A 24,364-nucleotide genomic window follows, 5' to 3' on the forward strand; every position below is an offset into this window, starting at 1 on the left:
ACCGTCCTATCGGCGGCGGTCGGCGTCCGTCTGGCAAGTGGCCCGCGACGGGGCTGTTTGCCATCTGTTCCGCGGTACGCTGGACGCACATCGCGGTACCCTCGCAGTCGACGCCATTCCGATCGCTTGGCACACGTGCAGCAGGACTGGTATTTGATGAAAGTTCTGCGGATCGGGGAAAATCCTCGGTCCCACCACAAGCGAAAGGTGGCTGAAGGGTCTGGTCACGACAGCAGCCTTCGTTGGCCCTTAACAAGTTCGGTGACTAGAGCATGCCGAATGGAAGACCGTCTGCACCACTCTCGAAACCAGGGCCGTGATCCGACCCGTTGAAACGCTGGGTGGGTAGCACCCTGTCCGATTTCGGGTGGTCGCTCGCGGTAAGCAGACGCTCGTCCAGCATTAAGCACTAGCCCTCGTTGAAGCCATCGGGATGCTACCGCCCTCCTTGCACGACGTACCGCTCCCCCCGTGGTTGGATCCTAAGGGCGTGGTGACCCCTCTTACGTGGTCGCGTTTCATCACATCGCAGACAGATCATTGTTGCTTTAAGAATCTTGGTCGCCAACAATGCGGCATGCGAAGATCAATCGACGTGGAGGTCGACCAGAATACTTGGCCGGCCAAAGGAGCGGGTTTGCCGCCGTTCCCCGCCGCTTTTAGTCACGGCGTCACTCCGTATGACCTGGACGTGTTGAGCGCGTTGCTGGTCATTGGGCAGCTCACCACACCACCGATCGCCTCCGGCGCTACTTTGAGTGAGTTCTGGGCGTGGGTCCGCTACGCGACTGCGATCGCCAGCACGTCGGATCTAAGGATCACGAAACCATTTGCAGACCTGGACAGTCATCAGAAGACGATCCTCAGCGACGATTTCGGTATGGGTGTGCCTGTAACCTGGTTGATCGGCGCGCTCGATCTTGTAGCCTGGTGCGATGGGCGGTACTTCCGAGAGCGCATGTCGGCGTTACTGGCGATAGCGCCGCCGCCAGCCAAAAAGAGCGGCCCAGAGAAGTCGCCCGATTTCGTCTTTGAAGATCGCGCTGGTTTTCTTCACGTTGTTGAATGCAAGGGTACGCAGGGCACGCCAAAGGGGCGGGAGACTCAGTTCAACAACACTGATAAGAACGGGAAACCCACTGGCGGTTGTGTTCAGAAGAAGAGCTTCGCGATCGCGCCACCGCTTGCGGGGCAGCGACTGGTTTGCGGACTTGTGCTCGATCATGAGCACGGCAAGGGTTCAAGCAGTATCAAGGTCGTCGACCCGGAGTTTGACGAAACTCCTCTACCCGAAAAGATAGAGATCGAACTCTGGCGGGATCCTCTTGTCCGCGCGACGCTCGCCAAGGCGTTGCGGGCGGCAGGGCTGCTTAATTCGGCCTCAGTCGTGGCGGCACCGAGCGGCGAAACGGCAATCGCCCGACGGCTAACGCAGCCGATCACGGTTCGCCGGGAAGCGGCGAGGGCCGGGACAGTCGAACGTCGTCGCGCTGTCGCACGCGCCGAGTTGACCGCAGCGCTTGATCGCCCACGTATCCAGGTAGGGGATACGGAGCTGGTTGGGCGATCTCTAACTTTCACCTTTCCAGTTCCGTTGATCATTGAGGGGGAGGCGTTTCAGGCGGTGTCGGTTCGTCAAGGTGTCCGGCCGGACTTCCTCGAGAGACTTGCTGATGAAGGCTTTGTCGATGCGCCTGTCATGGAGGGGGCGCCGTGGTTGCGCGAGAGCGCGCTGGGTCTTGGGTTGCACGATCAAGGAAATCGGGGGCTCTTGAAAGTCGGCCAGGAGTTCGTTGCAGAGTTGACGCTTGACCCGTGACGCTTCCGTGGAGAGACGGAAGGTGTCAGTCTCGGACTGAGTAGCCCCTAGATTTCTGGACGCCTTCGATCCTAATTTTGAGGACAGGAGGCGATGATGGGGAAGCCGAATTTCAGTGATGCCTTAAAACGTGACGCGGTGGCCCAGATCACCGAGCGCGGGTATCCGGTATCAGAGGTTTCGCAGCGGCTCGGGGTCAGTGCGCACTCGCTGTATGCGTGGAAGCGGCAGCTGGCGAAGGTCGTATCCGGCGATGTCGGCAAGGATGCCGAGATCCGCCAGCTGAAGCGCGAGTTGGCTCGGGTAACCGAGGAGCGCGACATCCTAAAAAAAGCCACCGCGTATTTCGCTCGGGATGCAAAGTGAGATACGCGTTCATTGCCGAGCATCGTGATCGCTTTGGCGTGCGGGCAATGTGCCGCTGCCTCGCCGTGCAGCCCAGCGGTTTCTATGCTTGGCAGAAGAGCCCGCTGAGCCGGCGGGCTCAGGAAGATGCTCGACAAACGGAGCTGCTGCGGCGGGCCTGGAGAGACAGTGGCAAGGTCTATGGCTACCGCAAGCTGCACGACGACCTGCTGGATCACGGCGAAACCTGCTGCCCGAACCGGGTTGCCAGATTGACCAGATTGGCGGGCATCAAGGCGCAGATCGGCTATAAGCGCCGGCCCTGGAGCCATGAGGGCAAGCCGTCCCTGGCGGTCGACAACACGCTGGACCGCCAGTTCGACGTCGCTGCGCCAGACCGGGCCTGGGTGACGGACATCACCTACATTCGCACCCTGGAAGGCTTCGCCTATCTGGCGGTCGTGATCGACCTGTATTCCCGCCGCGTGGTAGGCTGGTCGATGCAGAGTCGACAAACCACCGATGTGGTGCTGCAGGCGCTGCACCTGGCGGTATGGCGGCGCAAGCCGAAGCAGCTGGTGCTGATCCACTCCGACCAGGGCTCGCAGTTCACCAGCATGGAGTGGGCTACCTTCATCCGGGCTCACAATCTTGAGCACTCAATGAGCCGACGCGGCAACTGCCATGACAATGCCGTCGCCGAGAGCTTCTTCTCCTCGCTCAAGCGCGAGCGCATCCGGCGCCGCACCTATAAAACCCGTGAGGAAGCCCGGCAGGACGTGTTCGATTACGTCGAGATGTTCTACAACCCTGTACGCAAGCAGGTCAGGAACGGGATGCTGTCGCCCGTCGCGTTCGAACGGCAGCAGCTTTTGAAGGCGGAAGGCGTCTAGAAAACTAGGGGCTACTCACACCTAGGTCTTCGCGGCCGACACTGCCCGCAATTAAAATAACGATGTGGGACCTGTCAACCTTATTGGTATTGATAAGTTAATAAAATAGGGCAGTTGCAACAACGCCGGCTACGCTTTTCTTACTGCCGCGGCTTATCATCATGGGCAATCCGCAGCTAAAGACCGATTGGATCATGATCGTGTACTAGAACGGCGTCTGCTTCAGTCCTGTCAGTCCTGCTGTCATGGATCATCCTCCATGCACTCGCTCGAATGTCACCAGCGGCATACAGCCGCCGCAGGACAACCCGGGCCTTATGTCTTCCACGCCGGCTGTCCGGCCATGGCAGTTCCACCTCATCCAAGGCTGTAATGATCGCCGCGCGAACGGCTTCGTCTTCCGCCGACTGATAACACTGGAGCAGCGGCGCGAACATCGCGTCAGTCCTGGGACAGAAGGGACGACGTTCGCCCAACGGGGTCCGCCACGGTGATGGCGGATGCAGGGTCAGCGCCGACTGCCACCCTTCCGGGATGGGCGTGTTCGCGGAATGGGGGCGATCTTTACCGATCAGCTTGGGCAGGAGGTGGGTGTGCGGTCCCTCCGGGCTCTCGCCGCCCGGCATCGGGATCGGCTGGTACACCTCGACCCGTCCGGCTGGCGATATAAGGACGCGGTGGGGTTGGGAGCGCAGGATGCATTCCATAACATCCCCGCTGGCCAGCACCGGCTGGCCCACCGCAGCGTCAAGCGCCGCGATGAGTTCTGCATCCTGGGTGCGGATTGCCATCGTGACGCACCCGGTCCCTACGCCCAGGTCGTAAAGCAGGCCATGCCGATCCTCGTCGCGCAGGGCTTCATGATCGGGACCTCGCGGTCGTATCACCTTGGCGGAAGGCGGTGGCACTGCCACGCACAAGGCCAGCGCATGGCCCCAGGTCTCGCCATCGCTCGACAGCGTGTCCCAGGCGACGCCCGTCAATTCGGTATCGACGACACGGATCGCTCCACGGCCCGTCACTACCTCGATACAATCGGTCGACCGGCGGATGGTCGTTGGCTCGTCGGGATCGCGCATGAACTCCCCGATCGCGCCGAAGCTGCCGATGCTCCAGCCATTGGCTGGATCTTCGATCAGGTCGGCGATCAGGGAAAAGGGTGCGGGTTGCATGTCGATGCTCCGGTCAGGCGTGGAAACGGATCGTGGCGCCATCGGCAGTTCGGGAAACCCGCGCCTCGATGTCGTACAGATCGCTCAGAATCGGGTCGGTCAGCACGGTCTCGGCGAGGCCGTGGGCTTCGATCCTGCCGTTCTTCATGGCAACGACGTCGTCCGCGATCCGCGCGGCAAGGTCGAGATCATGGAGCGCCACGATCACGGCGCATCCCCCATCAGCCAATGTCCTGAGCCGACGCGCCGCATCGAGCGCATGGCGCGGATCGAGACCGGCGGTGGGTTCGTCGACGATCAGCAGCGCGGGGTCGCCGACCGTCGCGCGCGCCAGCATCACCCGGGCGAGTTCGCCGCCCGAGAGTTGCGTGGCAGGCCGGTCGCGCAGATCGACAAGATCAAAGCGATCAAGTGCGAGGTCGATCCTTTCTCGCCATGTCGCCGGAAGGCCGCCAAAAGCCGGGAGATGCGCGGTCAGGCCAAGCGCCACGACGCGCTCGACGCTGATCGCCCAGTCGACCTGGGGGCTCTGGGGCAGGTAGGCGCGGCGCTTCGCCAATTCCCGCCTCGATAGCGAGGAAAGCGACTGCCCGTCGAGCAGCACCCGTCCTGTACCTGGCGGCAGCAGCCCCGCCGCCACGTCGAGCAGCGTCGATTTGCCCGCCCCGTTCGGACCAATGACCACGGCCAGCCGACCCGCGCCGAACTGAACACTGGCCGCATCGAGGACGGTGCGACGTCCGCGCCTGACGGTGACGTCTTCGACCGAGACCATGGTCATGCCACCGTCCTCCGCACGTGAAGGACAAGCCAGAGGAAGAACGGCGCGCCGATGACCGACACGAACACGCCGAGCTTGATGTCTGGACCGAAGCGCAGAACGCGGGTCGCGATGTCGGCGGCCAGTATGATGGCGGCTCCCGCCAGGGTCGCCGGTATCAGCGTTCCGCCCGGACGATGGCCGACAAAGCCGCGGACCAGGTGCGGCGCGATCAGGCCGACGAAGCCGATCGCGCCCGTCACCGCCGTCGCCGCACCGACACCCAGTGCCGTTCCGAACAGTGCCAGGAGACGGACCCCACTCAGGTCGACGCCAAGGCTTTCGGCCTGCCGCTCGCCCAGCGCATGAGCGTCGAGCCCGCGTCCCGTGCATAGAAGCATGGCGGCTCCGACGAGGATGAACGGCCCCGCCAGCAGGACGTGATCCCAGCTGCGGTCGCTGAGCGAACCCATCAGCCAGGTCATGATCTCATAGGCCGCGAACGGATTGGGTGCGAGGTTCAGCGCCAGTGTCACCCCCGCCGATGCGATCGTGGACACCGCGACCCCGGCCAGGATCAGCGACAGCGTGCCACCGCTCCGCGACAGCAGCAACGCGACGCCGATCGTGACCAGTGCCCCGGCCAAACCGAAGAGCGGTGTCGCCAGGGCGAAGGTGGCGGCAAAGCCGTAATAGATGGCAATGACGGCTCCCAACGAGGCCCCCGACGACACGCCCAGCAGACCCGGCTCGGCCAGCGGGTTGCGCAACAGACCCTGCAGCACCGCACCCGAAAGCCCCAATATGCCACCGACGAGCAGCGCGAGGACAAGCCGGGGCAGTCGTACCTCGACGATGACCAGCTGGGCCAGATCCGGACTTGGGTCGAGCAGCGCGGCCAGCGTCCGTCCGGGCGACAGCCAGATGGTGCCCGCCAGCAGCGAGGTGCCAGACAGGGCGAGCAGCAGGAGGATCAGTCCCGGTACCAGCCATCGGTTCACTGTATCGTCTCCTCGATGGGGCGTGCGGGACCCGTCCGTTTCGTGTCGGCGCGGAGCTGGTCGCGCAGCCGGATCGCGGCGTCGCCGATCATCGGCGTGCCGCAGACATAATAGGCCTGGGCCATGGGCAGGATGCGATGCCCCCAGATGCGGCGCACCACGCGGTGCTGCAGGACATCGTCCCCCAATCCCGGCCCTTCGGAGGCCGCCGACCCCTGGACCAGCATCGTCGGGTCCGCCTTCAGCAGGACCTCGACATCGGGCTTGCGATAGCTGAGGGTCATCGGTTCGCGGACCAGATTGCGCGCGCCCGCCGCCCGAAGGATGGTGTCATACAGCGTTCCCTCCCCGGCCGCGAAGCCGGAGCGATCCCAGGCGACCACCCGGATCGGGGGACCGGGATCACGCGCGAGGTCCGCAAGCTGAGCATCCATCCGGGCGATCAGCGCCTCCCCCCTCGCGCGCTCGTCCACCGCGGCGGCCACCTGCCGGGTAATCCGGCGGATGTCGTCGATGCTGCTCGCATGGTCGACCTCGATCATCGGATAGCCCAGGCGCTTCAACATGCCGCGCAGGGCGGGTGTCGTGGAGGTGCCGGCGATCACCAGATCCGGCTTCTGCGCCAGCACCTCTTCGGCCAAGCCATGGTTGACGCCGACCCGCTTGGCCTCGGTGGCCATGACCGAGCCGCCTGGGTCGCGCGACAACCAACTGACCGAGGCGATCCGCTCGGGTGGCAGCAGCGCCAGGACGAGCTGATCGGTGCACTGGTTCATGCTCATCACCGCCAGCGGATGTCGCGTCGCCACGGGAACGGCCGATCCGCCCCCGCTGCAACCACCCATCGCAAGGGAGGCCACCAGCGACAGCAGGATCGGCCGAAACCGCATCAGAAGCGAACCCGAACGCCGCCATAGGCGGCCCGCCCTGGGGTTGCGAAGCTGAACACCTCCTCATAGCGTTCGTCGAACAGGTTCTCGACGCGACCAAATACCGAGATCCGGTTGGTCAGCTTATAGTCGGCGTTCAGGTTCACGAGGACGAACTCCTGCATCGACACGCGGACCGGCACATAGCTCGGGTCGGTATAGGCGACGTCGGTGTTGCGCCCGTTATACCGCACCGTCAGTGTGCCGCTGAACCGCTGATCGGTGCTGAACACCGTGGTGTTGAGGCTGGCGACGTGCTTCGGGCGGCGGACCTCCTCCAGCCCGTTTTCGCGGGCATGAAGATAGGTGTATGCGAGGTCGAACTTGATCTGCGGGATGGGTCGCGCCGACACGAACGCCTCGACGCCGTGCTGCCGCGACTTGGTCGTCCGGTTCGAGGGCGTCGCGATGAAGCTCGGGGCAGGATAGGCCGTGTAGATCTCGTCTTCGAGCTGGCTATCGAAATAGGTCGCGCCGATCGTCGCCTTGCCCCCGGCGAAGTCCTGGTCGACGCCCGCCTCCCAACCTTCCGACTTCTCGGGGCGCAGGTTCGGATTGCCGATATAGCGACCATCGGAATAGCCATAGAGCTCGAAATAGCCGGGGTTCTTGACGCCGGTGCCATAGGCGCCACGCACCCGCAGGCCGAAGGGCAGGCGGTAGCCCGCCTGCGCGCGCCAGGTGGTCGTATCGGCAAAGCGGTTATTTTCGTCGCGGCGGATGCTGGCGCCCGCCGAAAAGGCGTTGTCGACGGTCAGTTCATACTGGCCGACAAAGCCCCAATTGTCGGTCGAGCGTCGCCCCTGGAAGGCGAAGGACGACGGCGTCGTGTTCTGGAATTCCTCACGCTCGAAATCGACCGCGCCGGTCACCCGGTTGACGACGCGCTCGGTGCCGAAGCGATAGCTGGTCTCGAACGTACCCTTGTAGCGCCGCCCCTTGTCGCCATAGTCGAAGCCCTGGGCGTTGTAGCCGCGCCGCGTCGTGTCGGCGAACTGACCTGTCAGCGCGCTGGTCCAGCGACCGTCCGCCAGCGCCAGTTCGGCACGGGTCAGGCCGTAAAAGGCTTCGTTGACGAACCGCACGCCGGGGCGGTCGACGGTGTAGCCGAACAGCGGGCTGGCGGGATCGATCTCGCTGTTGTTCGTGTCGGCGGCGGTGTTGCTGTAGCGACCGACGCCGGTGATCTTGAAGATGTCGGACGGCGTCCAGGTGACCTTGCCGCTGGCTCCGACGCTGGTCGATCCGATGTCGCGGATTCCGCCACGCGCCGTCGGAGTGCCGTCGGTCCTGTAGAGCGAGCCGGACAGGGCATAGTCGAATGTGTCCGTGAAGCCCGCGGCCCGCGCACCGCCGGAGAATGTGCCGAACGATCCGCCCTCGGCCCGCGCCGAGAAGCCCGGCGCTTCGCGGCCGGTCAGCGTGATATACTGGATGACGCCGCCGATCGCATCCGACCCGTAGAGCGAGGACTGCTGTCCGCGCAGCACCTCGACCTTCGCTGCTTCGTCGGCGATCAGGGTGCCGAAGTCATATTCGCCATAATAGGGGTCGGAGGCCTTGATGCCGTCGATCAGGACGAGAACATGGTTCCCCTCGCTGCCGCGAATGCGAATCTGGGTCAGGCCGCCGATCGCGCCCGTCCGACTGACCGCGACGCCGGGCACGTCGCGCAGCACGTCGGACACGATGCGCGTCTGCCGTTCCTGCATATCCTCGTTGCTGATGAGCGTCACCGAGGCGGGCAGGTTCTTCACCTCCGTGCCGTCACCCGAGCGCGAGGCGGTGACGACAATGTCGTTTCCGGCATCATCCTTGGTCGGCACCGTCGGGTTGCTCTGTGCCGTTGCGGGCGCAGCGATCGTCCCGGACAAGGTGAGCGCCAACAGCGATACGAACGTCTTGGTCATTGATAGTCCCCCCGCGTCGAGTCAGAAGACGTGGCGGGGCCGTCCACGCGTGCGGACGCCAGCGTGCGACGAGCGAGCGAACGCGGTGCCCGGCATCACACGACTGTCTGCGGCCCCGGGCCGCGCAGCTTTCGTCGCTCGAACGGAAGTTTCCGTGCCGTGGCCATTCCCTGGACCCAGGCATTGAGCGACCCACGCCGGCAGGTCTCCTGGCTCGCGGGTCATCGCTCGGTGCGCGCCTTCCCAGGTTTCCCCAGTGGCTGCCCGGCGCTTTCGGCCGGTGCATGCGCATCTCGCTCGCCGCTCACAGTTGCAGGGACAGCTGCGGATCGGGGCGACATCAGACCGCCCGTACCGCATTCCCGTTTTCATCCCCTCTCGGGGAACCGGCGCGATCTGTCGTCCCGGTTGGCCGGGTCGACGGACGGTCTGTATCCGCATTTGATCGCTTGGCCAAGTTGACCTGAATCTGGCCGCTGGGGATCAGCCTGGCGTGACTTCTTCCCCGAAAGCCTGAGGGCGGCCGTCTGCGTCGACGCCCACCATCGTGAACAGCGCGGTTGCGGCGTGCCGCCTTTCGCCGGTGATCAGATCTTCGGCAGAGAGGTCCACACCGATGCGCACGGAACTCCGCCCGGTCATGCGCACCTCGGCGGTCAGTTCGACCATCTCGCCTTCCCGGATGGGCGAACGGAAGTCGATCCGGTCCGAGGCCGCCATGACCATCACCGCCCGGGCATGGCGGGTGGAGGCGATGAAGGCCGCCTTGCCCATCATGCGAAGCGCGTCGCCACCATAGAGGGTGCCGTAATGGTTGGTCTGGTTCGGGAAGATCATGTCGACCATCCGAAAGGGCGCCGCCGCATCCTGCGGGACCATCTCCACCATCGGGGGCAAGGGGTCGTCGGTCCCGACCGCGACAAGCGTGAATAGGCCCCGCGTACACAGCCGTCGTTCGCCTGATACCGGTGCCTCCGCGATCAGTTCGACCTCGACGTCGAGCGACTTCCGCCCCACCCGCACGACCCGGCCCGTCACCTCGACCATGTCGCCGATCCGGGCTGGCGCCGCGAAATCGATCTTCTCCGAAGAGGCCGTGACGAAGGCAGCTCGGCCATGACGTGAGGCTGCGAGAAAGGCGACCTTGTCCATATGCGCCAGGGCCACACCGCCGAACAGCGTGCCGTGGTGGTTGGCGTCACCGGGAAAGACCATGTCGATCAGCTGGATGGGAGTGCTGCGATAGTCCTGTGGCATCCTGGTCCTCAATCATTCGCGAGGGCATCCAGACGCCAGCGACCAGCGAGAGAGGCACACCTCCCCCGCAGCAACGCAGCGGCCAGACCGGGCACCCCGCCGGTGGTCGTTATGGCGTCGAAGGCAGGTCTCCTGGCTCGCGGGTCGTCGTCGAAATCCCGGCCTTCCCAGCGCCGAAGCGCCAGTGGCACACGAGGGAATTTTGACTCGCCGCTTACAGTTGCGGGGGCAGCATCGGCATCGAACCGATTTCCCGTCTTAGCCTTCGACCATCCGGCGAAGGAACCTTGACCGTGCCGGGGTCGCAGAAAACGTCGCTTCAGGTCAAGATTAGGCAGTTTCCGGCAGCGCATGGCATGGTCGACGTCATCGCGATCACGAATGTGTTTGGTATGAAATCAAGATATAAAGATATCTTTATATGAATGTTGACACCATCGAACCGATGGTGTTGAAGGGTGGTGTCGAGGTTCTCCATCCCAGGCATGGCGATGGGGCTAAGACGGGAAGCCGGTGGTGTCCTTCGGGGCAGAATCCGGCGCTGCCCCCGCAACTGTAAGCGGCGAGCGGCGGCTCCATTTCGTGTCACTGGGTTCCCGCAAGGAGCCTGGGAAGGCCGGAGCCACCGCGTTGACCCGTGAGCCAGGAGACCTGCCTTCGACGCGATAACGTTCCTCGGACGGGGGTTCCTCCGGTGGATCGCGCTTGATGCGACGGTCCGTGGCTTGCCGCCATCCGGGCCCGTTCATGCCTTGCGCGCTTTCGCCTGACCTCCCGCCCGCAAAGCCAGGGTTGAGTCATGACGAATAGCGGGTTCACATTCTCGATCAGTAGTATCCCGTTCGACGAGGATTATCGTCCGGCCGACAACACGCGGATCACCACCAACTTCGCCAATCTTGCGCGCGGGGACAGCCGGCAGGAGAATTTGCGCAACACCCTGGTGATGATCGACCACCGCTTCAACGCGCTGATGCACTGGGATAATCCCAAGGGTGATCGCTACACGCTAGAGCTGAAGATCGTCTCGGCCGCGCTCACGCTCGGCGACGGCGCGAACGACGAAGCGTTTCCACTGATCGAGATCCTGCACACGACCGTCACCGACCGGATCAGCGGCGAGCGGTCCGACGGCATGGTCGGCAACAACTTCTCGTCCTATGTCCGCGATTACGACTTCAGCGTCGTCCTGCCCGATCACCTGGAGGCAGGGGGTGGCGGCACGCCGGAGGGGTTCGGCGACCTGCACGGCAACCTGTTCAAGCACTTCCTCGCGTCGAGCGCCTACCGCGACCACTTCCGCAAGCCCCCGGTCATCTGCCTCAGCGTGTCGAGCAAGGAGGTCTATCACCGGACCGCCAACGTGCATCCGATCCTGGGCGTCGAGTATCGCAACGACAAATTCTCGCCCACCGATCAGTATTTCGCGAAGATGGGCATGAAGGTGCGGTATTTCATGCCGCCGCACAGCGTCGCGCCGTTCGCCTTCTACCACACCGGCGATCTGGTCAGCGACTACACCAACCTCGAACTCGCCAGCACCATCGCGACGATGGAGACGTTCCAGAAGATCTATCGCCCGGAAATCTACAACGCGAACTCGGTCGCGGCGGAGCATTATCAGCCGAGCCTAAGGTATCAGGACTATTCGCTGACCCGCATCGTCTACGATCGTGAGGAGCGCAGCCGCCTCGCCATCGAGCAGGGCAAATTTGCCGAAGAGCATTTCATCAAGCCGCACTGGCCCGCGCTTCAGCGCTGGTCCGCGACCTGCGGCCTCTGATCCCCACTCACACGACAGGTATTTGCATCATGACGACATTGTTGCCGACGACGACCGCGGGCAGCCTGCCCAAGCCATCCTGGCTGGCTCAGCCCGAGACCCTGTGGTCGCCTTGGAAGCTGGAAGGCGAGGAACTTGTCGCGGGCAAGCAAGACGCGCTGCGCCTGGCGGTCGACGATCAGCGGCAGGCTGGCATCGACATCCTGGGGGACGGCGAGCAGACCCGCCAGCATTTCGTCACGACGTTCATCGAGCATCTGGACGGCGTCGATTTCGAGAAGCGCGAAACGGTGCGCATTCGCAACCGCTATGACGCCAGCGTGCCGACGGTCGTCGGCGCCGTCTCGCGCCCGAAGTCGGTCTTCGTCGACGACGCCTGTTTTCTGCGCGCGCAGACCGATCAGCCCATCAAGTGGACGCTGCCCGGGCCGATGACAATGATCGACACCCTGTACGACGCGCATTACCGGAGCCGCGAGAAGCTGGCATGGGAGTTCGCCCGCATCCTCAACGAGGAAGCACGCGAGCTGGAGGCCGCCGGGGTCGACATCATCCAGTTCGACGAGCCCGCCTTCAACGTGTTTTTCGACGAGGCGAACGACTGGGGCATCGCCACGCTGGAGCGCGCGGCCGAGGGACTGAAGGCCGAGACCGCCGTCCACATCTGCTACGGTTATGGCATCAAGGCCAATACCGACTGGAAGAAGACGCTCGGTTCCGAATGGCGCCAGTATGAGCAGACCTTCCCCAACCTCCAGAGGTCGAAGATCGATATCATATCGCTCGAATGCCAGAACTCGCGCGTGCCGATGGACCTGATTGAGCTGATCCGCGGCAAGAAGGTGATGGTCGGCGCGATCGACGTCGCGACGGACACGATCGAGACGCCGGAGCAGGTCGCCGACACGCTGCGCAACGCGCTGCGCTTCGTCGATGCCGACAAGCTCTTGCCCGCTACCAACTGCGGAATGGCGCCGCTGTCGCGCGACGTCGCACGGGGCAAGCTAAAAGCGCTGGGTGCTGGCGCGGAAATCGTGCGACAAGAGATACTCGGCTGACCACGGCGGTGTTGGATCGCCAGCGTGGGACGTGTCCCCGGCTGGCGATCCGCTCGACCGTGTTAGAAATTGACTCTGGTACCCAGACGCAAGGTTCGTGGCTCGACCACGCGGCTCAACCGTCCATTGGTCGGTCCCGCTGTATCGAAGGCGGGGATATAGGACTCGTAGAAATAGGCGATGTCCTTGTCGCGGCTGTTCAGGATGTTGAGCACTTCGCCATACACCTCGAACCGACCGATCTTGCGGGCGGCACGGACGTTGACGACCGTGCTCCCGGAGTCGCGAACGCTGTTGTCCTCGATCAACGGATAGGGGCCGAGGTGCCGTACGCGGACGCTCGCCTCCCACGGATCGAGCACCAGCGCGATGCCCGCCGATGCCGCGTTCTCAAAGGCATTGGGAATGCGGTCGCCATTGTCATAGCGTGACCGGCTCGCCGTGTAGTTTCCATCTAGCGCAAGCCAAGGCTTCGGTCGCCAGAACGCGACCAGCTCATAGCCGCGCCGCTTGCTGGCGCCCGTCGGCTCCACCGCGTTGGAGTCGCCCACGAAGCGGAGTTCACTGCCCACATCGAGCCACCAATAGGTCGCAGTCAGCGAAAAGCCGGACAACTGCCAGCGCGCGCCGAGTTCACGACCGTCCCCGCGCACCAGCACAGGCACCGGAGTCTCGACATTGACCGCGCCTCGCACGTCGTTCGAGTGAAAGCCACGTCCCCAATTGGCATAGAATTCGAGGCGATCGGTCGGCGAATAGGCCACCGATGCCTTGGGCGACAGGATTGCGTCGTCTCCGCTGCCTTGGCCTGCGATCGCAGCCGCTTCGTCGCGCGCGCGTACGGTGTAATGATAATAGTCCCCTCGGACCCCGCCTATCAGGCGCAGGCCATTGATCGGTGTCCACGTCATGTCGCCGTAAAGGGCAGCCGATGCCTCCTCGACGTGATACCGCCCCAGCGACGACAGGAGCGACCGCGCGCTCGTGCGATAGACGCCTACGCTTCCGATATGGTCATAGCGTTCCTCGGTGCCGATCGACACGGCAAGCGCAGGCCCGAGCGTCCAGCGTTTTTCTCCCCGCGCGCCGACGATCCATCGTCTGTCGAACTGGCGGATCTGCGCACTGGTGCCGTCCGGGTCGGTGTAGGTCGGATTGGAATACATCGACCAGTCGTAGAACTGACCATAGACATTGGCGTGCCAGTCGGGCTGGCGCACCGCGACGTTGCCGACGAGCCGCGTCGTTTCACCCCGCGCCGTCGGATCGGGCGAGCAAAACACGTCCTTGCACAGCGCCGTGCCGATGATCCGCTCGGGGATCTGCTCGGTCGGACGCCAGGTCGCGCGATAGGCGGTGAGCGACGCTTCGACCTGGCCCGCACCGGCGGGAGCGATGTATTTTGCGAACCCCGATGCGTGACGCAGATGCTCGGGTTCCTGCCATGGTCCGTCATAGACCTTGGCCTGCGCCACCAGCGTTAGCTTGCCTGACCCGACATCGTCGATCGTGCCGCCCGCCGCTATCCGGCCATAGCCGTAGGAGCCGCCCTCGACCGACATCCAGGGCCGGGCATAGCCATCGATCGTGGTCATGTAGGCGGCACCCGCCAGTGCGAAATCGCCGCCATCGGCGCGGTACGGCCCTTTGCGAAAGTCCTCGCGCGCGACGATCTCGGGGATCAGCCCGTTCAGATCGAGATAGCCCTGTCCATGACCATGCGTCCGCAGGTTCATCTGGACGCCATCGATATAGGTCGTGAAGTCGGAGCCGTGGTCGAGGTTGAAGCCGCGCAGGAAATACTGGTTCGCCTTGCCGCTTCCGGAGTGCTGCGCGGCGACCATCCCTGGGACCGCTTCGAGCAGTTCGGCGACGCGAAGCAGCGGTCGAACCAGCAGGTCGGCACCGGCAACGGTACCTTCACTCGCCGCGTGCGCTACCCCGATCTTTGCCTCGCCCCGACCGAAGACGACGACCTCGTCGGCTGAAGCCTGTGTCCATCCGGCGTCCGCATCTTTGGTCTGCGCGACTGCGGGCGTGGCGCTGCACGCGATGATTACCGCTGCGCATCCGAGTAACCCTGCGCGTAATTTCAAAACCGTCATGTTCGTCCCCCCATGCGCCAAGCGACTTTGGGCAGGAGCGTCCGCTGCGAACGGTCGGCGCGTGTCGACGGGCGGACGCAGACGCCCCCGACACGAACCGATGCGGCCCCCGCCGCTCGTTCGTCGCTCAGACGGAAGAACCGTGCCCCGACCATCCCCTGGACCAAAGCAAGAGCGACCAGACGCTGGCAGGTCTCCTGGCTCACGGGTCGTTGCTCGACATACGGCCTTCCCGGATCGTGGCCGATGTGGCGGCCGATCCAGTGGCTGCACCTTGCGAGGAAGATGCGCTGTACGTCTCGCTCGCCGCTTACAGTTGCAGGGACAGCCTCGGCTTGGGGGAGATTGCCTCCCTTACCGTGTTCCCTTTTAAACCCCTCTCAGGGCACCAGCGCGATCATTGCCTTTGCCGGAGATAGCCCGACGCGGCAGTTTGCGCGTACGCGTGAGATTGCTGTTCTGCAAGACAGGCCCATGATGTCGAAATTGCCCGGTCGAGAACCTGTCTCCCTTGAAGACGGTGACTGTCGAAACAAGTGGGGCCGCGGTGCTCCTTCAGAGCGTTATGACGACGTTCCTGGGCTGTCGGCCATCCCGGCAAGATAATCCGCAAGCTCTCGGAGCACGTTCCGCCGGACCGTATATGTCACCGTACGACCAGTCTTTAGCGTGTCCACGAGGCCTGCTTTGCTCAGCACGGCGAGATGGGCACTCATCAGGTGCCGGGGCACGCCGACCGCATCGGCGATGTCGCTCGATGCCATCCCCGGATCGGCCAGCCCAGTGAGGATGACGAGCACCTTGAGCCGGGTTGCCTGGGCCAGCGCACTCAGGGTCGTCAGGGCTTCAGTCTGGTGCATCACTCGTATGTATGTGGGTGAAGCCAATGAAGCAACGTTAAATCATTAGAAATCGCATCAATTAAAAATGATGCAAGATCCATTGAATTAAAGTTAACGGGTCGTTATGTATGTTCCTGTCCGGCGCGTCCGCCTCCGGACCCCACGACGGTACATGCTGGCGGCAGGAACTCGGACATGCAGATGGACATCATCGGAAAGAACGTCTCGATCGCGGAACAGGACACGTTCGGCCTCCTGTACGAAGACCCCCTCGAACAGGATGCCCATGACGACGCGCTGGTCGTGATGACCAGGCGCAGTCTCCTGCGCATGGCGCTGGTCGCGACCGAGACTGCGACGCGGTTCGCGCGGGAGCGGATCGACGTCGATCCGATGGCGTGGATGCTGGCCCCTCGGAGGCTGTTCGATGGTCGTTCCGCTCTCGACGGCTGCCTTGATCGCGATGACTGTCTCCGCGCGATCCTTCTCCACGGACTGTCGATCGGTCTGGACGCCGATCCGGACGAGATCGACGCGCTTGGTGAAGACGATGGCGACGACCATGCGTTCGACGAGGACCGGGTGGAAGCGTCTGCCCCGTCCGGTTCGGCCGACGATGCGCGTCGCCCGCAGTTGTGGACGTCGCTGCTGGTCGGCCGATCCGAGTCGGACGAGGTGCAGGCCTTCGATGCCGTCGTGGCTGACGATCGCGTCGAGGCAGAAGCGCGGCTGCGTGCGCGGCACGGCGATGCGCTCGCCGGTGCGATCGAGATCGTGGAGGGCTTCGATCCGAGCCTGCCGCTGGTCGAGGCGCTCGTCTCGTCCGCCCTCACGGACATGCTCGTGCAGGTCGCGAGCGACCCGGCCTCCGCGTTGGCAAAGGGTTTGAGCGTCTCGATCAGGCAGCGGTTCGCCGCATGAGCCCTGTATCGATCTTGGATGCCGCCAGCGCGGATGCGCTCGCTGAGATCGTTGACGGTCACCCGGACTTCCGGGTTCTCCGCCGCATGCGTCCGATGGTCCGTTTCGGCGGATCCTACGGACGATCGAGCAAGACTGTCTGCGGCTGTGCTCTCGACGTCGAGACGACGGGCCTCGATCACCGGGAGCATGCGGTGATCGAGCTCGCGATGCAGCGATTCCAGGCGGACGAGCACGGACGAATCCTGGACGTCGGGCCATCCTTCCGGTGGCTGGAGGATCCGGGGATGGCCATTCCGCCCGAGATCACCGCATTGACCGGAGTCACCGACGCGGCAGTCGCAGGCCGCCGCATCTGCGATGCGGAGGCGACGTGCCTGATCCTGGATGCGGACTTTGTCGTGGCACACAACGCGGGCTTCGACCGTCCGTTCGTCGAGGCCCGTCTGCCGGCGGTGGCCGGCCGTCCGTGGATCTGCAGCATGCGCGACGTGGACTGGCGGTTGAGGGGCTTCGGGGGCGAGTGCTGTCCCACCTCCTCTCGCAGGTCGGCTGGTTCTACGAGGCACATCGGGCCGATGCGGACGTCACCGCACTGCTCCACCTGCTTGACCATGCGCCTATCGGACAGGAGCGGACGGTACTGGCGGAAGCCATCGGCACCGGCGCGCGAGCGGGCTGGATCGTCGAGGCCTCCCGAGCCCCGTTCCATGCCAAGGACCGACTGAAGGCGCGCGGCTATCGATGGGATGCAGCGAAGCGCCACTGGTGGCGGGAGGTGGCGCATGCGAACTTCGACGAAGAATACGGATGGTGCGTCGTCGAAGTCTACGCCGGCGAGGGTAAACCCCGGTTCCGGAGCATCGACTGGACTCAGAGGTACTCTGCGCGCTGACAGCGCTTGGAGAGTGGTTCAGGCGAGCAGAAGGACATGGGCACGGCAGTTTTCGAGCGATTGGTCGTCAACCGATGCTATCAGCCGAGGAATGGGCGGATGCGGCTTGGCTGGCAGTCGACTGGTGCTGTCCTCTGCGTGACAGGCGTCCCGCCAACCCCGGTGTAAATCACCGTCCGAGATGCGAAGTGGTCCGCCCGCCGCGCCAAACGAAAGTTCCGAAATGAAACTCTACCTGAACCCTATTCCTGTCCGAAAGCACGAACTTCCTTGCTGATCTGGACGCCTTCTACGCATTTGAGGCAAATGCCCCTGTCAGGACGGCGTTTGAGGAAGCGTCCGACTGGGCCGGTAATCACCGGGTAATCCAATGGAAACACATCAACGGTCATGGCGATTCTAGGGTGGCTACAGTTTCATGAAGGTGACGTAATCATCTCCGCTGAACTCGCATCAGCGTTACCGATGGGATCTCCTATGGCAAATGGCCGGGTCGAATCGTTGAAGGGCTGACTGCTTGATATCAGTCTGGTTTGCCTTTCCACGGCTTCCCACACGGCTCTCTATTCCGTACTCCTGCCCATCACGATCGCGACCGCCTTGGGTTGACTAGGACCGTTCTTCCCCGAGCCGAGACAATCCATCAGATATGGTTTCGACCCGACATATGCCCACGCGATTCCATTTTCGAGATACCCCTTCGAGAAGAGGGCGTCGTCATCCGCCAAGCCTCCCGAAGAATGAGTCCCACCGTCTTCGAGCGCGAACAAATTGTATGCCGAGACGATTTGAGAGGCAGCCTGTTGGCCGCAGAAGCCTTCGCGTTGTTCGTGGATTCCGGAGAAGAGTGCGCGGGCAAGAGCGAGGCCGATAAACAGGATCGCACCGAAGATGCCGCAAGGCAGCTTGCTGGACACGCTTACCCTTAATCCGTTCCAATGGAAACTTTCTTGCCGGTAAAAGGCGGCACACTTGCCGGTGCGGCTACACGTCGTCGGGGCGCAGTTCATCCACATCGAAGTCGCGAGCGCCGATCTCCCCGGAGCCGTTCAGCATGTCACCGGCGAGCGCACGCTTTCGCTCGAGGAGTTCGTCCAGCTTGACGTCGAACGTCTTGAAGTCCGGTGCGCACACGGTCGGATAGTAGACGAACACGTCCTTGGTCTGACCGATGCGGTAGGCTCGATCGGTGGCCTGGTCCTCCTTGGCGGGGTTCCACGTCCTCGTGAAATGGACCACATGGTTCGCCGCCTGCATGTTCACGCCGAAGCCGACGGCCACGGGCGACAGGATGATCACCCCGAAGCCGGGCCGTTCTTGGAATGCCCTGATGCGGGCCTGCCGCCCGTCCGCAGCCCCGGCGGCGGCCGACGTGTCTCCGTTAATGACATCGACAGGAATGGCGAACGTGATCCTGACGTAGTGGCGGAGCAGGCGCTGTATGTCCTTGAACTCGCAGAAGACGATCGCCTTCTCGTCCCGTCGACGTATTTTCTCGAGCGTCGAGACGAGCCAGTCCAGCTTCGGTGATCTCGTCCTGCAGTCCTCCAGGGGAGGAAACGAGGCTTGACCGCCGGTGGGCTCGGAGCAGAGCATCCGCAGACGATGCAGAAGAGCGAGATGTGCCCCCGGGCGCTGCTCACGCCGGAAGGAATCTATCGCTCCGACGTAGAGGCCGCGTTGGAAAGGGCTCATCGGAAGCAGTCGGCTCGGCTCGTCCACGACCTTGCTCTTGAGGTCGGCGGCGACCTCCGACTTCATTCGTCTCAGCAGCTGAGGCGCGACGAGGGCCCGCAGCTCCTCCACCTTCGTCCTATCGTCGGGCCCGTCCGCCTCGATCGGGCGACGGTAGGTTGCGCCGAACTCGTTCAGGGCACCCAGCAGCCCGGGTTGGACGAAATCGAACAGGCACCACAGATCCACCAGACTGTTCTCTACCGGCGTGCCCGTGCACGCGATCCTGAACCGTGCCTGCTGCTTCTTCGCCGCGCGGGTCATGGCGGCATTGGGATTCTTGATCTTCTGCGCCTCGTCGCAGACCATAACCGACCACTGCTCCCGCGCGAACGAGAACTCGAGATCGCGAAGCGTCTCGTATGTGGTGAGCACCAGGTCCGCATCACCTCGCCAGTCCGGCCGGAGGAACCGGACGAGACCTTCACGTCTGAGCTGCTCGTCCACCAACGCGCGGTCCACGCGGAGCGACGCGAGATCCTCGCCGTAAGCGGTGAGGATGCAAAGTGTGCCATCCTTCAGGAACTTGCCCGCCTCCTCGCGCCAGTTCTCCAGAAGGGAGAGGGGCGCCACCACCAGGGCGGGCGGCATGGAGGGATCCTCCTCGCGCGCACGCGCTATCAGTGAGAGGATTTGCAACGTCTTGCCGAGGCCCATGTCGTCGGCGAGCAGAGCTCCGCGGCAGCGGTCGGGAGCGAGCGCGAGGAGATGCTGCATCCACGCGAGGCCGGCGAGCTGATGCTCCTTCAGCTCGACGCCGGGGCGCAGGCGCTCGGGGAGGCGGGGGGCACCGACCGGCTCGCTGAGAGCAGCGAGCCGCTCCTCGCGATAGTCGACCTGGCCGATGTTGCTCTTCAGGATCAAGGTCGGCTTCGGGCCGCGAGGTGCGCTCTTCGTGGGATCGAGTCCGCCGCTCGCGGCGGCATCCTCCGCGCGGCGGAACGCGGACACAATCGCCTGCGCCTCCTGAAGGGGTATCGGTCGCGGACAACCCGTCAAGGGCACGACGTCGACTTGGTTTAGGACGGCTGCTTCCACCCCGGTCTTCAACTCGGCTGCGAGATCGTCAGTCAGAGGTAGGAATTCGGGTTGGCCAGTCGCCGGATCGGTCCAGCCCACGACGGGAACCAGATTTTCCGGGAACCAGCCCTCGTCGTTCTTTTTGCGGGCGACGTGGGGCGAGTAGAAAGATTTCTCCTGCCCTATGCCCTCTACCCGATCCGAATAGCCGGCGAGATCGTAGATCTCGCCGTGGCTGATCAGGTCGGCACCGCGCCTGCCCAACGCCGACATCAACGCATCGCAGTGGAGTGCGCTGTCGCCATCCAGTTCGAACTCGTATCCGTCCCACGAGCAGAGTTGCAGGCCGCGTTCGATGTTCGTGCGAACGAGCGTCACGAACTCGCGGACGTCGTCGTCTTCCAGCCAGAGCTCCTCGGTCGCGAGTTCCTCGCCATAGCCGGAAGTCACCAGGAGTCCGATGCCCGAGCCCTCGCGAAGATCGGGAGTGATGGCGGCGAAGCGGTCGAAGGAGATGCCCGCCTCTTCGCGCGCCGCCTCGAACTGCGCCGCGTCGACCACCTCCGCGGCATCCGGGCCGAGCGCCGCGGTCGGATTGAGCAGGAAGGCCTGTGCACGTGCGCCTGCGATCCTGCGGCCGGGCATCCGCTTGATCTCGCGCAGGACGGTCGCGACCTGAGGCGACACGATCACCTGAACGACGCCCTCGGCGGTCGGCAGATCGTATCGGTCGCGCACCTGGGCCGACCGATCGAAGGCTCGAAGCCAGTCGGTCGGGGCGCCCTCGAACCAGGGTTCGATCTCGACCAGACCAAGGTCGGTCGAGCGCCGCAGCGCCATCTGCAACCGCTCCGGCGTGAGGACTACGCTTCTGAACAGGAAGTCGTCGAGCGCGGCGCCAGCGGCGAGTGCATCCGATCTGATCGCGCCCCAGGCGCTGCGCTGCGTAGCCTCGCCGCGTTCGACTTCCGGTCGTCTGGCGAAGGAGCGAACGCGTTCGATCAGGCGCCACACCGCAGGATCGAGGAGGTTCGGTTTTCCGCCCACGTCGAGGATGCCGCCACGAAGCTCGGCCGACGGTAGGGATCGCCTGTCGCCATCGAGCCAATCGTCGATGGCGACGACGAACGAGGCATCGGTCAGTGAGCCGCGACTGACCAGCCTTGGCGTCGCGTAGGTCATGGGAGGGAGGCCGAGTACGGAGAGTTCCGCCTTCGCCTCCTCGTCTTCGAGGAGCAGATACAGCTGACGCCATGGAAGCCGATGGCCGTCGTCCAACCGCTCGGCGAGGTTTTCGTCGGCGAGCTGCTCCATCAGAGCCGTCACGATCGTGCCCTTCTCCGGGTGTGCCGACCCGGTGACCACTAGGCCCAGATCGTCAATCACGATGCGCGATATCTCCGCCGGCGCGGGCGCGGGCGCGATCCTGCCGCCTCGTCGCCAGATCATGACTTGAGCCACCATGCCTTCTTGCGCTCAGCCCAGGCGAAGCCCCGACGCGCCAGCTCGGTGGATGCCGGATCGTTCTTGCCCGTGTACGCCCAGAGCGCACCGCCGCGGTCACGCAGATCGATCGATCTGATGCCTCGGGCCCGGAGGAACGCCGAGGGGTCGTCCGTTGGCACCGGCGAGGGTGCTGGCGTTGTCGCCCCGGCCATCGGTCGACGGATCGACGCGTCGGCCAACCAGGCTGGCGTCGTGGCTTGCGCCGTGGACCATGACGACGTCAATGCGCCGCGGGCCGGGGCGGACGCCGACGATAGCGCGGCGGGGGAGGGCGGTGATCCGGAACCCTGCGAAGGAGCCGTGGCGGCTGGGGCCCGCGCGCTGAGCCTCCTCAGCTCGCGTTCGATCTTCCGCTCCCAGCTCTCTCCCGCGCTGTCCATGTGGATGACCCGCGCCACGTTCGAGGGGTGCTTCAGGGCGCTCCGGTTGCCGGAGATGCTTCGGCGGGAGAGATCGAAGGGAAGCTGCTCGCCGTCGAAGGCGAACATGGCGTTACCCTTCTCTCCGAACTCCACGAAGACGTGCCCACCGATGCGCATGATGAAGGCGTTGTTGCGCGCGCCGCCGCCGTTCTCCAGCTTGAGGAGGCGCCCCCTCATCTCCTGATGCAGGGCACGGAAGTCGGGCCTCGGGTCATTGTACGCTGTCTCACCAAGCGCGAAGTACATGTCCTGGATGTCGTCGACCTGCTTCTTCCAGAACGCGATGCGGCGCTGGTCGTTCGCCTTGTCCTCGGACAGCAGTCCGAAGAACGCCTCGATCAGGCGCAGCTTGAGCCAGGATGATACCATCTGGCGGGTTTCGGGCCTGACAAGCGTCCACTTCTTGTCGTTCCAGCCGAGCCATGGATTGCCCCATCGCGACACGGAGGCATCGCGCAGCCGAGGTTCGATCTCCAGCGGGTCCACGTTCGCGTAGCGATCCAGGACGCGCGCAAGCGCTGCGTCGGCGAGAAGGGGGTGCGCGTCGATGAGCTCCAGCACGCGCGGCAGCGAACGGCGCAGCCGCCGGTCGTCGAATCCGACCGCGGCCGCGATCTGGGCTTCGAAGATTCGGCGTACCAGCCAGGACGAGTCGCCTGCCGACAATTCGCGACGAAGCGGCTTCAGGGGGTCGTCTGTATCCTCGACGAGCTCAGCCCCGTAGCGACCGCACGGATCCTCCGTGAGGATGTTCGCATGCTCGTCGACCACCGCAAGCCAATCGGGCGGCTGTCCGCGCCGCTCGAGGCCGGATAGATTGTCGTTCAGATACTCGCGCAGCAGGCTCCAGTTGCTTCGGCCAGTCTTCGCCGCCTTGTCGGGATCGTAGCGTAGGTACCCGTCGAGGAGCCCGCGCCAGCAGCTGCGGTAGGGACGGGGGAAGGTTCTGTAGCCGTCGACCTCGTCGAGGAACGGGGCGAAGCGATCGCCATCGTCGAGCAGCGCCGGCTGCGACGGGGTCGCGATCCTGGTCCCCCAGCAGACCAGCCGCGCGTTCCGGGTGTCCGGCAGTCGACCGGTCTCCCGGAACGAGGCGACGGCCGCGCCGATGCGATCCAGGGAGCCGCCCGAAGCCGCGCCGGCGCCGCCGACGAGCGCGCGAAGCGCCCGGACCTCCGCCCTGATGTCGGTGAGGTCAGGCTCCGGCATCCCGCCGAGGATGGACGCCGCAGCCGCAGCCATCCGGTCTCGCATCCGGGCGGCGCGGCGACTCAGAGCGCGCATGCGCCGAAATCCCCTTCGAACGCTTGCGTGGCGGAGCGCGACGGCTCCTCGACGCCGAAGAACTCGAGCCGAAGCTCGATGCGCCGGGAGGCGTCGAGCGAATCCTTGGCCGAGTTGGACGAGTATCCGCCCACCAGGAAGAGGCGGCGGATCTCCTCGAGCTCGTCACGTCCCATCGGCCGCTCGCCTGGGGTGGGCGGGGCCATGAGCGCGCACAGCACGCGTTGGCTGCGCTGGAGGCTCAGATTGAGGTTGTACAGGTAGCTGCCCCGGCGGTCGGTGAAGCCCTCGACCACGATGCGCTTCAGCCAGCGACGGCCACCCTCGTCCCGCGCAATCGAGAGCACCTGCGGCACGAACGCCCGCAGCAGCCGCTCCTGATCCGGGCTGAGGGTGTTGCTCGAGGTGTCAAAGCGTGCACGATCCCCGAAGTCGATCACCGCGCGACCCCGGTCGACGTGGATGCCCTTCTCCCGTTGGGCCGCCGTCTCGATCCGGCCGAGCAGGCGTTCGATCGCCGTCTGTCGTTCGGTCTCGAGGCGCTCCCTTTCGGTTATGGTTTTCGTCACGGCGAGCAGTGCCACGCTCATGACGAGGAGGAACAGGACCATGAGGGCCGTCATGAGGTCGGCGAAGGAGATCCAGAACGGCCTCTCCCCCTCCTCCCGCGCCCGCGTGGGCGTCCAGGCTCGCTGACCGAACATTTAG

The 24,364-nt window shown here is 64.3% G+C and carries 18 protein-coding genes, 1 pseudogene and 4 riboswitches; of the genes and pseudogenes, 7 read left to right on the forward strand and 12 right to left on the reverse strand.

Annotation, left to right across the window (positions count from 1 at the left end):
• Nucleotides 1–595: 595 nt before the first annotated feature.
• Nucleotides 596–1,819 (forward strand): hypothetical protein, encoded by a 1,224-nt coding sequence (locus GGR48_RS00860; protein WP_183949907.1) that lies wholly within the window; start codon nucleotides 596–598, stop codon nucleotides 1,817–1,819.
• A 96-nt stretch (nucleotides 1,820–1,915) separates the two neighbouring features.
• Nucleotides 1,916–3,057 (forward strand): IS3 family transposase gene (locus GGR48_RS00865; RefSeq protein ID WP_183949910.1). Its coding sequence is split into 2 segments (ribosomal slippage): nucleotides 1,916–2,156 and nucleotides 2,156–3,057, totalling 1,143 coding nucleotides; the frame shifts between segments, so codons are not numbered across the junction.
• Between the two features lie 176 nt (nucleotides 3,058–3,233).
• On the opposite strand, the gene GGR48_RS00870 is transcribed toward GGR48_RS00865, so the two are convergent.
• The 6 genes from GGR48_RS00870 to GGR48_RS00895 all read right to left on the reverse strand — a co-directional run bounded on the left by GGR48_RS00870 (nucleotide 3,234) and on the right by GGR48_RS00895 (nucleotide 10,044).
• Nucleotides 3,234–4,229 (reverse strand): DUF6925 family protein, encoded by a 996-nt coding sequence (locus GGR48_RS00870; protein ID WP_183949912.1) that lies wholly within the window; start codon nucleotides 4,227–4,229, stop codon nucleotides 3,234–3,236.
• Nucleotides 4,230–4,242: 13 nt separating this feature from the next.
• Complete coding sequence (locus GGR48_RS00875; protein WP_183949914.1) at nucleotides 4,243–5,010, reverse strand: ABC transporter ATP-binding protein; 768 nt, start codon at nucleotides 5,008–5,010, stop codon at nucleotides 4,243–4,245.
• Nucleotides 5,007–5,990 carry an iron chelate uptake ABC transporter family permease subunit gene (locus GGR48_RS00880; RefSeq protein ID WP_183949916.1) on the reverse strand — a complete coding sequence of 328 codons (984 nt, stop codon included), beginning with the start codon at nucleotides 5,988–5,990 and terminating at the stop codon, nucleotides 5,007–5,009. The genes GGR48_RS00875 and GGR48_RS00880 overlap by 4 nt, the downstream gene beginning before the upstream one ends.
• The gene (locus GGR48_RS00885; RefSeq protein ID WP_183949918.1) at nucleotides 5,987–6,799 is read right to left on the reverse strand and encodes an ABC transporter substrate-binding protein; all 813 of its coding nucleotides are present in this window, start codon (nucleotides 6,797–6,799) and stop codon (nucleotides 5,987–5,989) included. Before GGR48_RS00885 ends, GGR48_RS00880 begins: the two co-directional genes overlap by 4 nt.
• 80 nt (nucleotides 6,800–6,879) lie before the next feature.
• The gene (locus GGR48_RS00890; RefSeq protein ID WP_183949920.1) at nucleotides 6,880–8,829 is read right to left on the reverse strand and encodes a TonB-dependent receptor plug domain-containing protein; all 1,950 of its coding nucleotides are present in this window, start codon (nucleotides 8,827–8,829) and stop codon (nucleotides 6,880–6,882) included.
• Between the two features lie 182 nt (nucleotides 8,830–9,011).
• Nucleotides 9,012–9,234, reverse strand: a riboswitch (cobalamin riboswitch).
• 78 nt (nucleotides 9,235–9,312) lie between these two features.
• Nucleotides 9,313–10,044: an acyl-CoA thioesterase gene (locus tag GGR48_RS00895; RefSeq protein ID WP_183949922.1), complete on the reverse strand. Its 732-nt coding sequence runs from the start codon at nucleotides 10,042–10,044 to the stop codon at nucleotides 9,313–9,315.
• Between the two features lie 147 nt (nucleotides 10,045–10,191).
• Nucleotides 10,192–10,391: riboswitch (cobalamin riboswitch) on the reverse strand.
• 146 nt (nucleotides 10,392–10,537) lie between these two features.
• Nucleotides 10,538–10,759, forward strand: a riboswitch (cobalamin riboswitch).
• 126 nt (nucleotides 10,760–10,885) lie between these two features.
• Here GGR48_RS00895 and GGR48_RS00900 point away from each other — a divergent pair.
• Nucleotides 10,886–11,869: a DUF1852 domain-containing protein gene (locus GGR48_RS00900; protein WP_183949924.1), complete on the forward strand. Its 984-nt coding sequence runs from the start codon at nucleotides 10,886–10,888 to the stop codon at nucleotides 11,867–11,869.
• Nucleotides 11,870–11,898: 29 nt separating this feature from the next.
• Nucleotides 11,899–12,927, forward strand: a complete 1,029-nt coding sequence (locus tag GGR48_RS00905; RefSeq protein ID WP_183949926.1) for a methionine synthase — start codon at nucleotides 11,899–11,901, stop codon at nucleotides 12,925–12,927.
• Nucleotides 12,928–12,989: 62 nt separating this feature from the next.
• Here the strand turns inward: GGR48_RS00905 and GGR48_RS00910 are convergent, their stop codons facing one another.
• Both GGR48_RS00910 and GGR48_RS00915 read right to left on the reverse strand, forming a co-directional pair.
• On the reverse strand, nucleotides 12,990–15,032 hold the full coding sequence (locus GGR48_RS00910; RefSeq protein WP_183949928.1) for a TonB-dependent receptor: 2,043 nt from the start codon (nucleotides 15,030–15,032) through the stop codon (nucleotides 12,990–12,992).
• Between the two features lie 170 nt (nucleotides 15,033–15,202).
• Nucleotides 15,203–15,440: riboswitch (cobalamin riboswitch) on the reverse strand.
• Between the two features lie 155 nt (nucleotides 15,441–15,595).
• The gene (locus tag GGR48_RS00915) at nucleotides 15,596–15,892 is read right to left on the reverse strand and encodes an ArsR/SmtB family transcription factor (RefSeq protein ID WP_183949929.1); all 297 of its coding nucleotides are present in this window, start codon (nucleotides 15,890–15,892) and stop codon (nucleotides 15,596–15,598) included.
• A 177-nt stretch (nucleotides 15,893–16,069) separates the two neighbouring features.
• Between GGR48_RS00915 and GGR48_RS00920 the strand changes: the two genes are divergently transcribed.
• From GGR48_RS00920 to GGR48_RS18040, 3 genes and pseudogenes are all read left to right on the forward strand, one after another.
• Nucleotides 16,070–16,795, forward strand: coding sequence for a hypothetical protein (locus GGR48_RS00920; RefSeq protein WP_183949931.1), 726 nt, complete (start codon nucleotides 16,070–16,072; stop codon nucleotides 16,793–16,795).
• Between the two features lie 209 nt (nucleotides 16,796–17,004).
• Nucleotides 17,005–17,178, forward strand: a pseudogene (locus GGR48_RS18035) (hypothetical protein); the annotation flags it as partial.
• Nucleotides 17,179–17,318: 140 nt separating this feature from the next.
• Entirely contained in the window at nucleotides 17,319–17,690 is a 372-nt protein-coding gene (locus GGR48_RS18040; protein WP_240456227.1) for a hypothetical protein, read from the forward strand.
• A gap of 563 nt (nucleotides 17,691–18,253) precedes the next feature.
• Here the strand turns inward: GGR48_RS18040 and GGR48_RS00930 are convergent.
• From GGR48_RS00930 to GGR48_RS00945, 4 genes are all read right to left on the reverse strand, one after another.
• Nucleotides 18,254–18,607 (reverse strand): hypothetical protein, encoded by a 354-nt coding sequence (locus GGR48_RS00930; RefSeq protein ID WP_183949933.1) that lies wholly within the window; start codon nucleotides 18,605–18,607, stop codon nucleotides 18,254–18,256.
• Nucleotides 18,608–18,674: 67 nt separating this feature from the next.
• Nucleotides 18,675–21,893 (reverse strand): DEAD/DEAH box helicase, encoded by a 3,219-nt coding sequence (locus GGR48_RS00935; RefSeq protein ID WP_206362532.1) that lies wholly within the window; start codon nucleotides 21,891–21,893, stop codon nucleotides 18,675–18,677.
• Nucleotides 21,890–23,656: an EH signature domain-containing protein gene (locus GGR48_RS00940; protein ID WP_183949937.1), complete on the reverse strand. Its 1,767-nt coding sequence runs from the start codon at nucleotides 23,654–23,656 to the stop codon at nucleotides 21,890–21,892. Before GGR48_RS00940 ends, GGR48_RS00935 begins: the two co-directional genes overlap by 4 nt.
• The gene (locus GGR48_RS00945) at nucleotides 23,644–24,360 is read right to left on the reverse strand and encodes an OmpA/MotB family protein (RefSeq protein ID WP_183949939.1); all 717 of its coding nucleotides are present in this window, start codon (nucleotides 24,358–24,360) and stop codon (nucleotides 23,644–23,646) included. The genes GGR48_RS00940 and GGR48_RS00945 overlap by 13 nt, the downstream gene beginning before the upstream one ends.
• Between the last annotated feature and the right edge of the window lie 4 nt (nucleotides 24,361–24,364).

It is taken from the genome of Sphingomonas pseudosanguinis, assembly GCF_014196255.1.
Lineage (GTDB): Bacteria > Pseudomonadota > Alphaproteobacteria > Sphingomonadales > Sphingomonadaceae > Sphingomonas > Sphingomonas pseudosanguinis.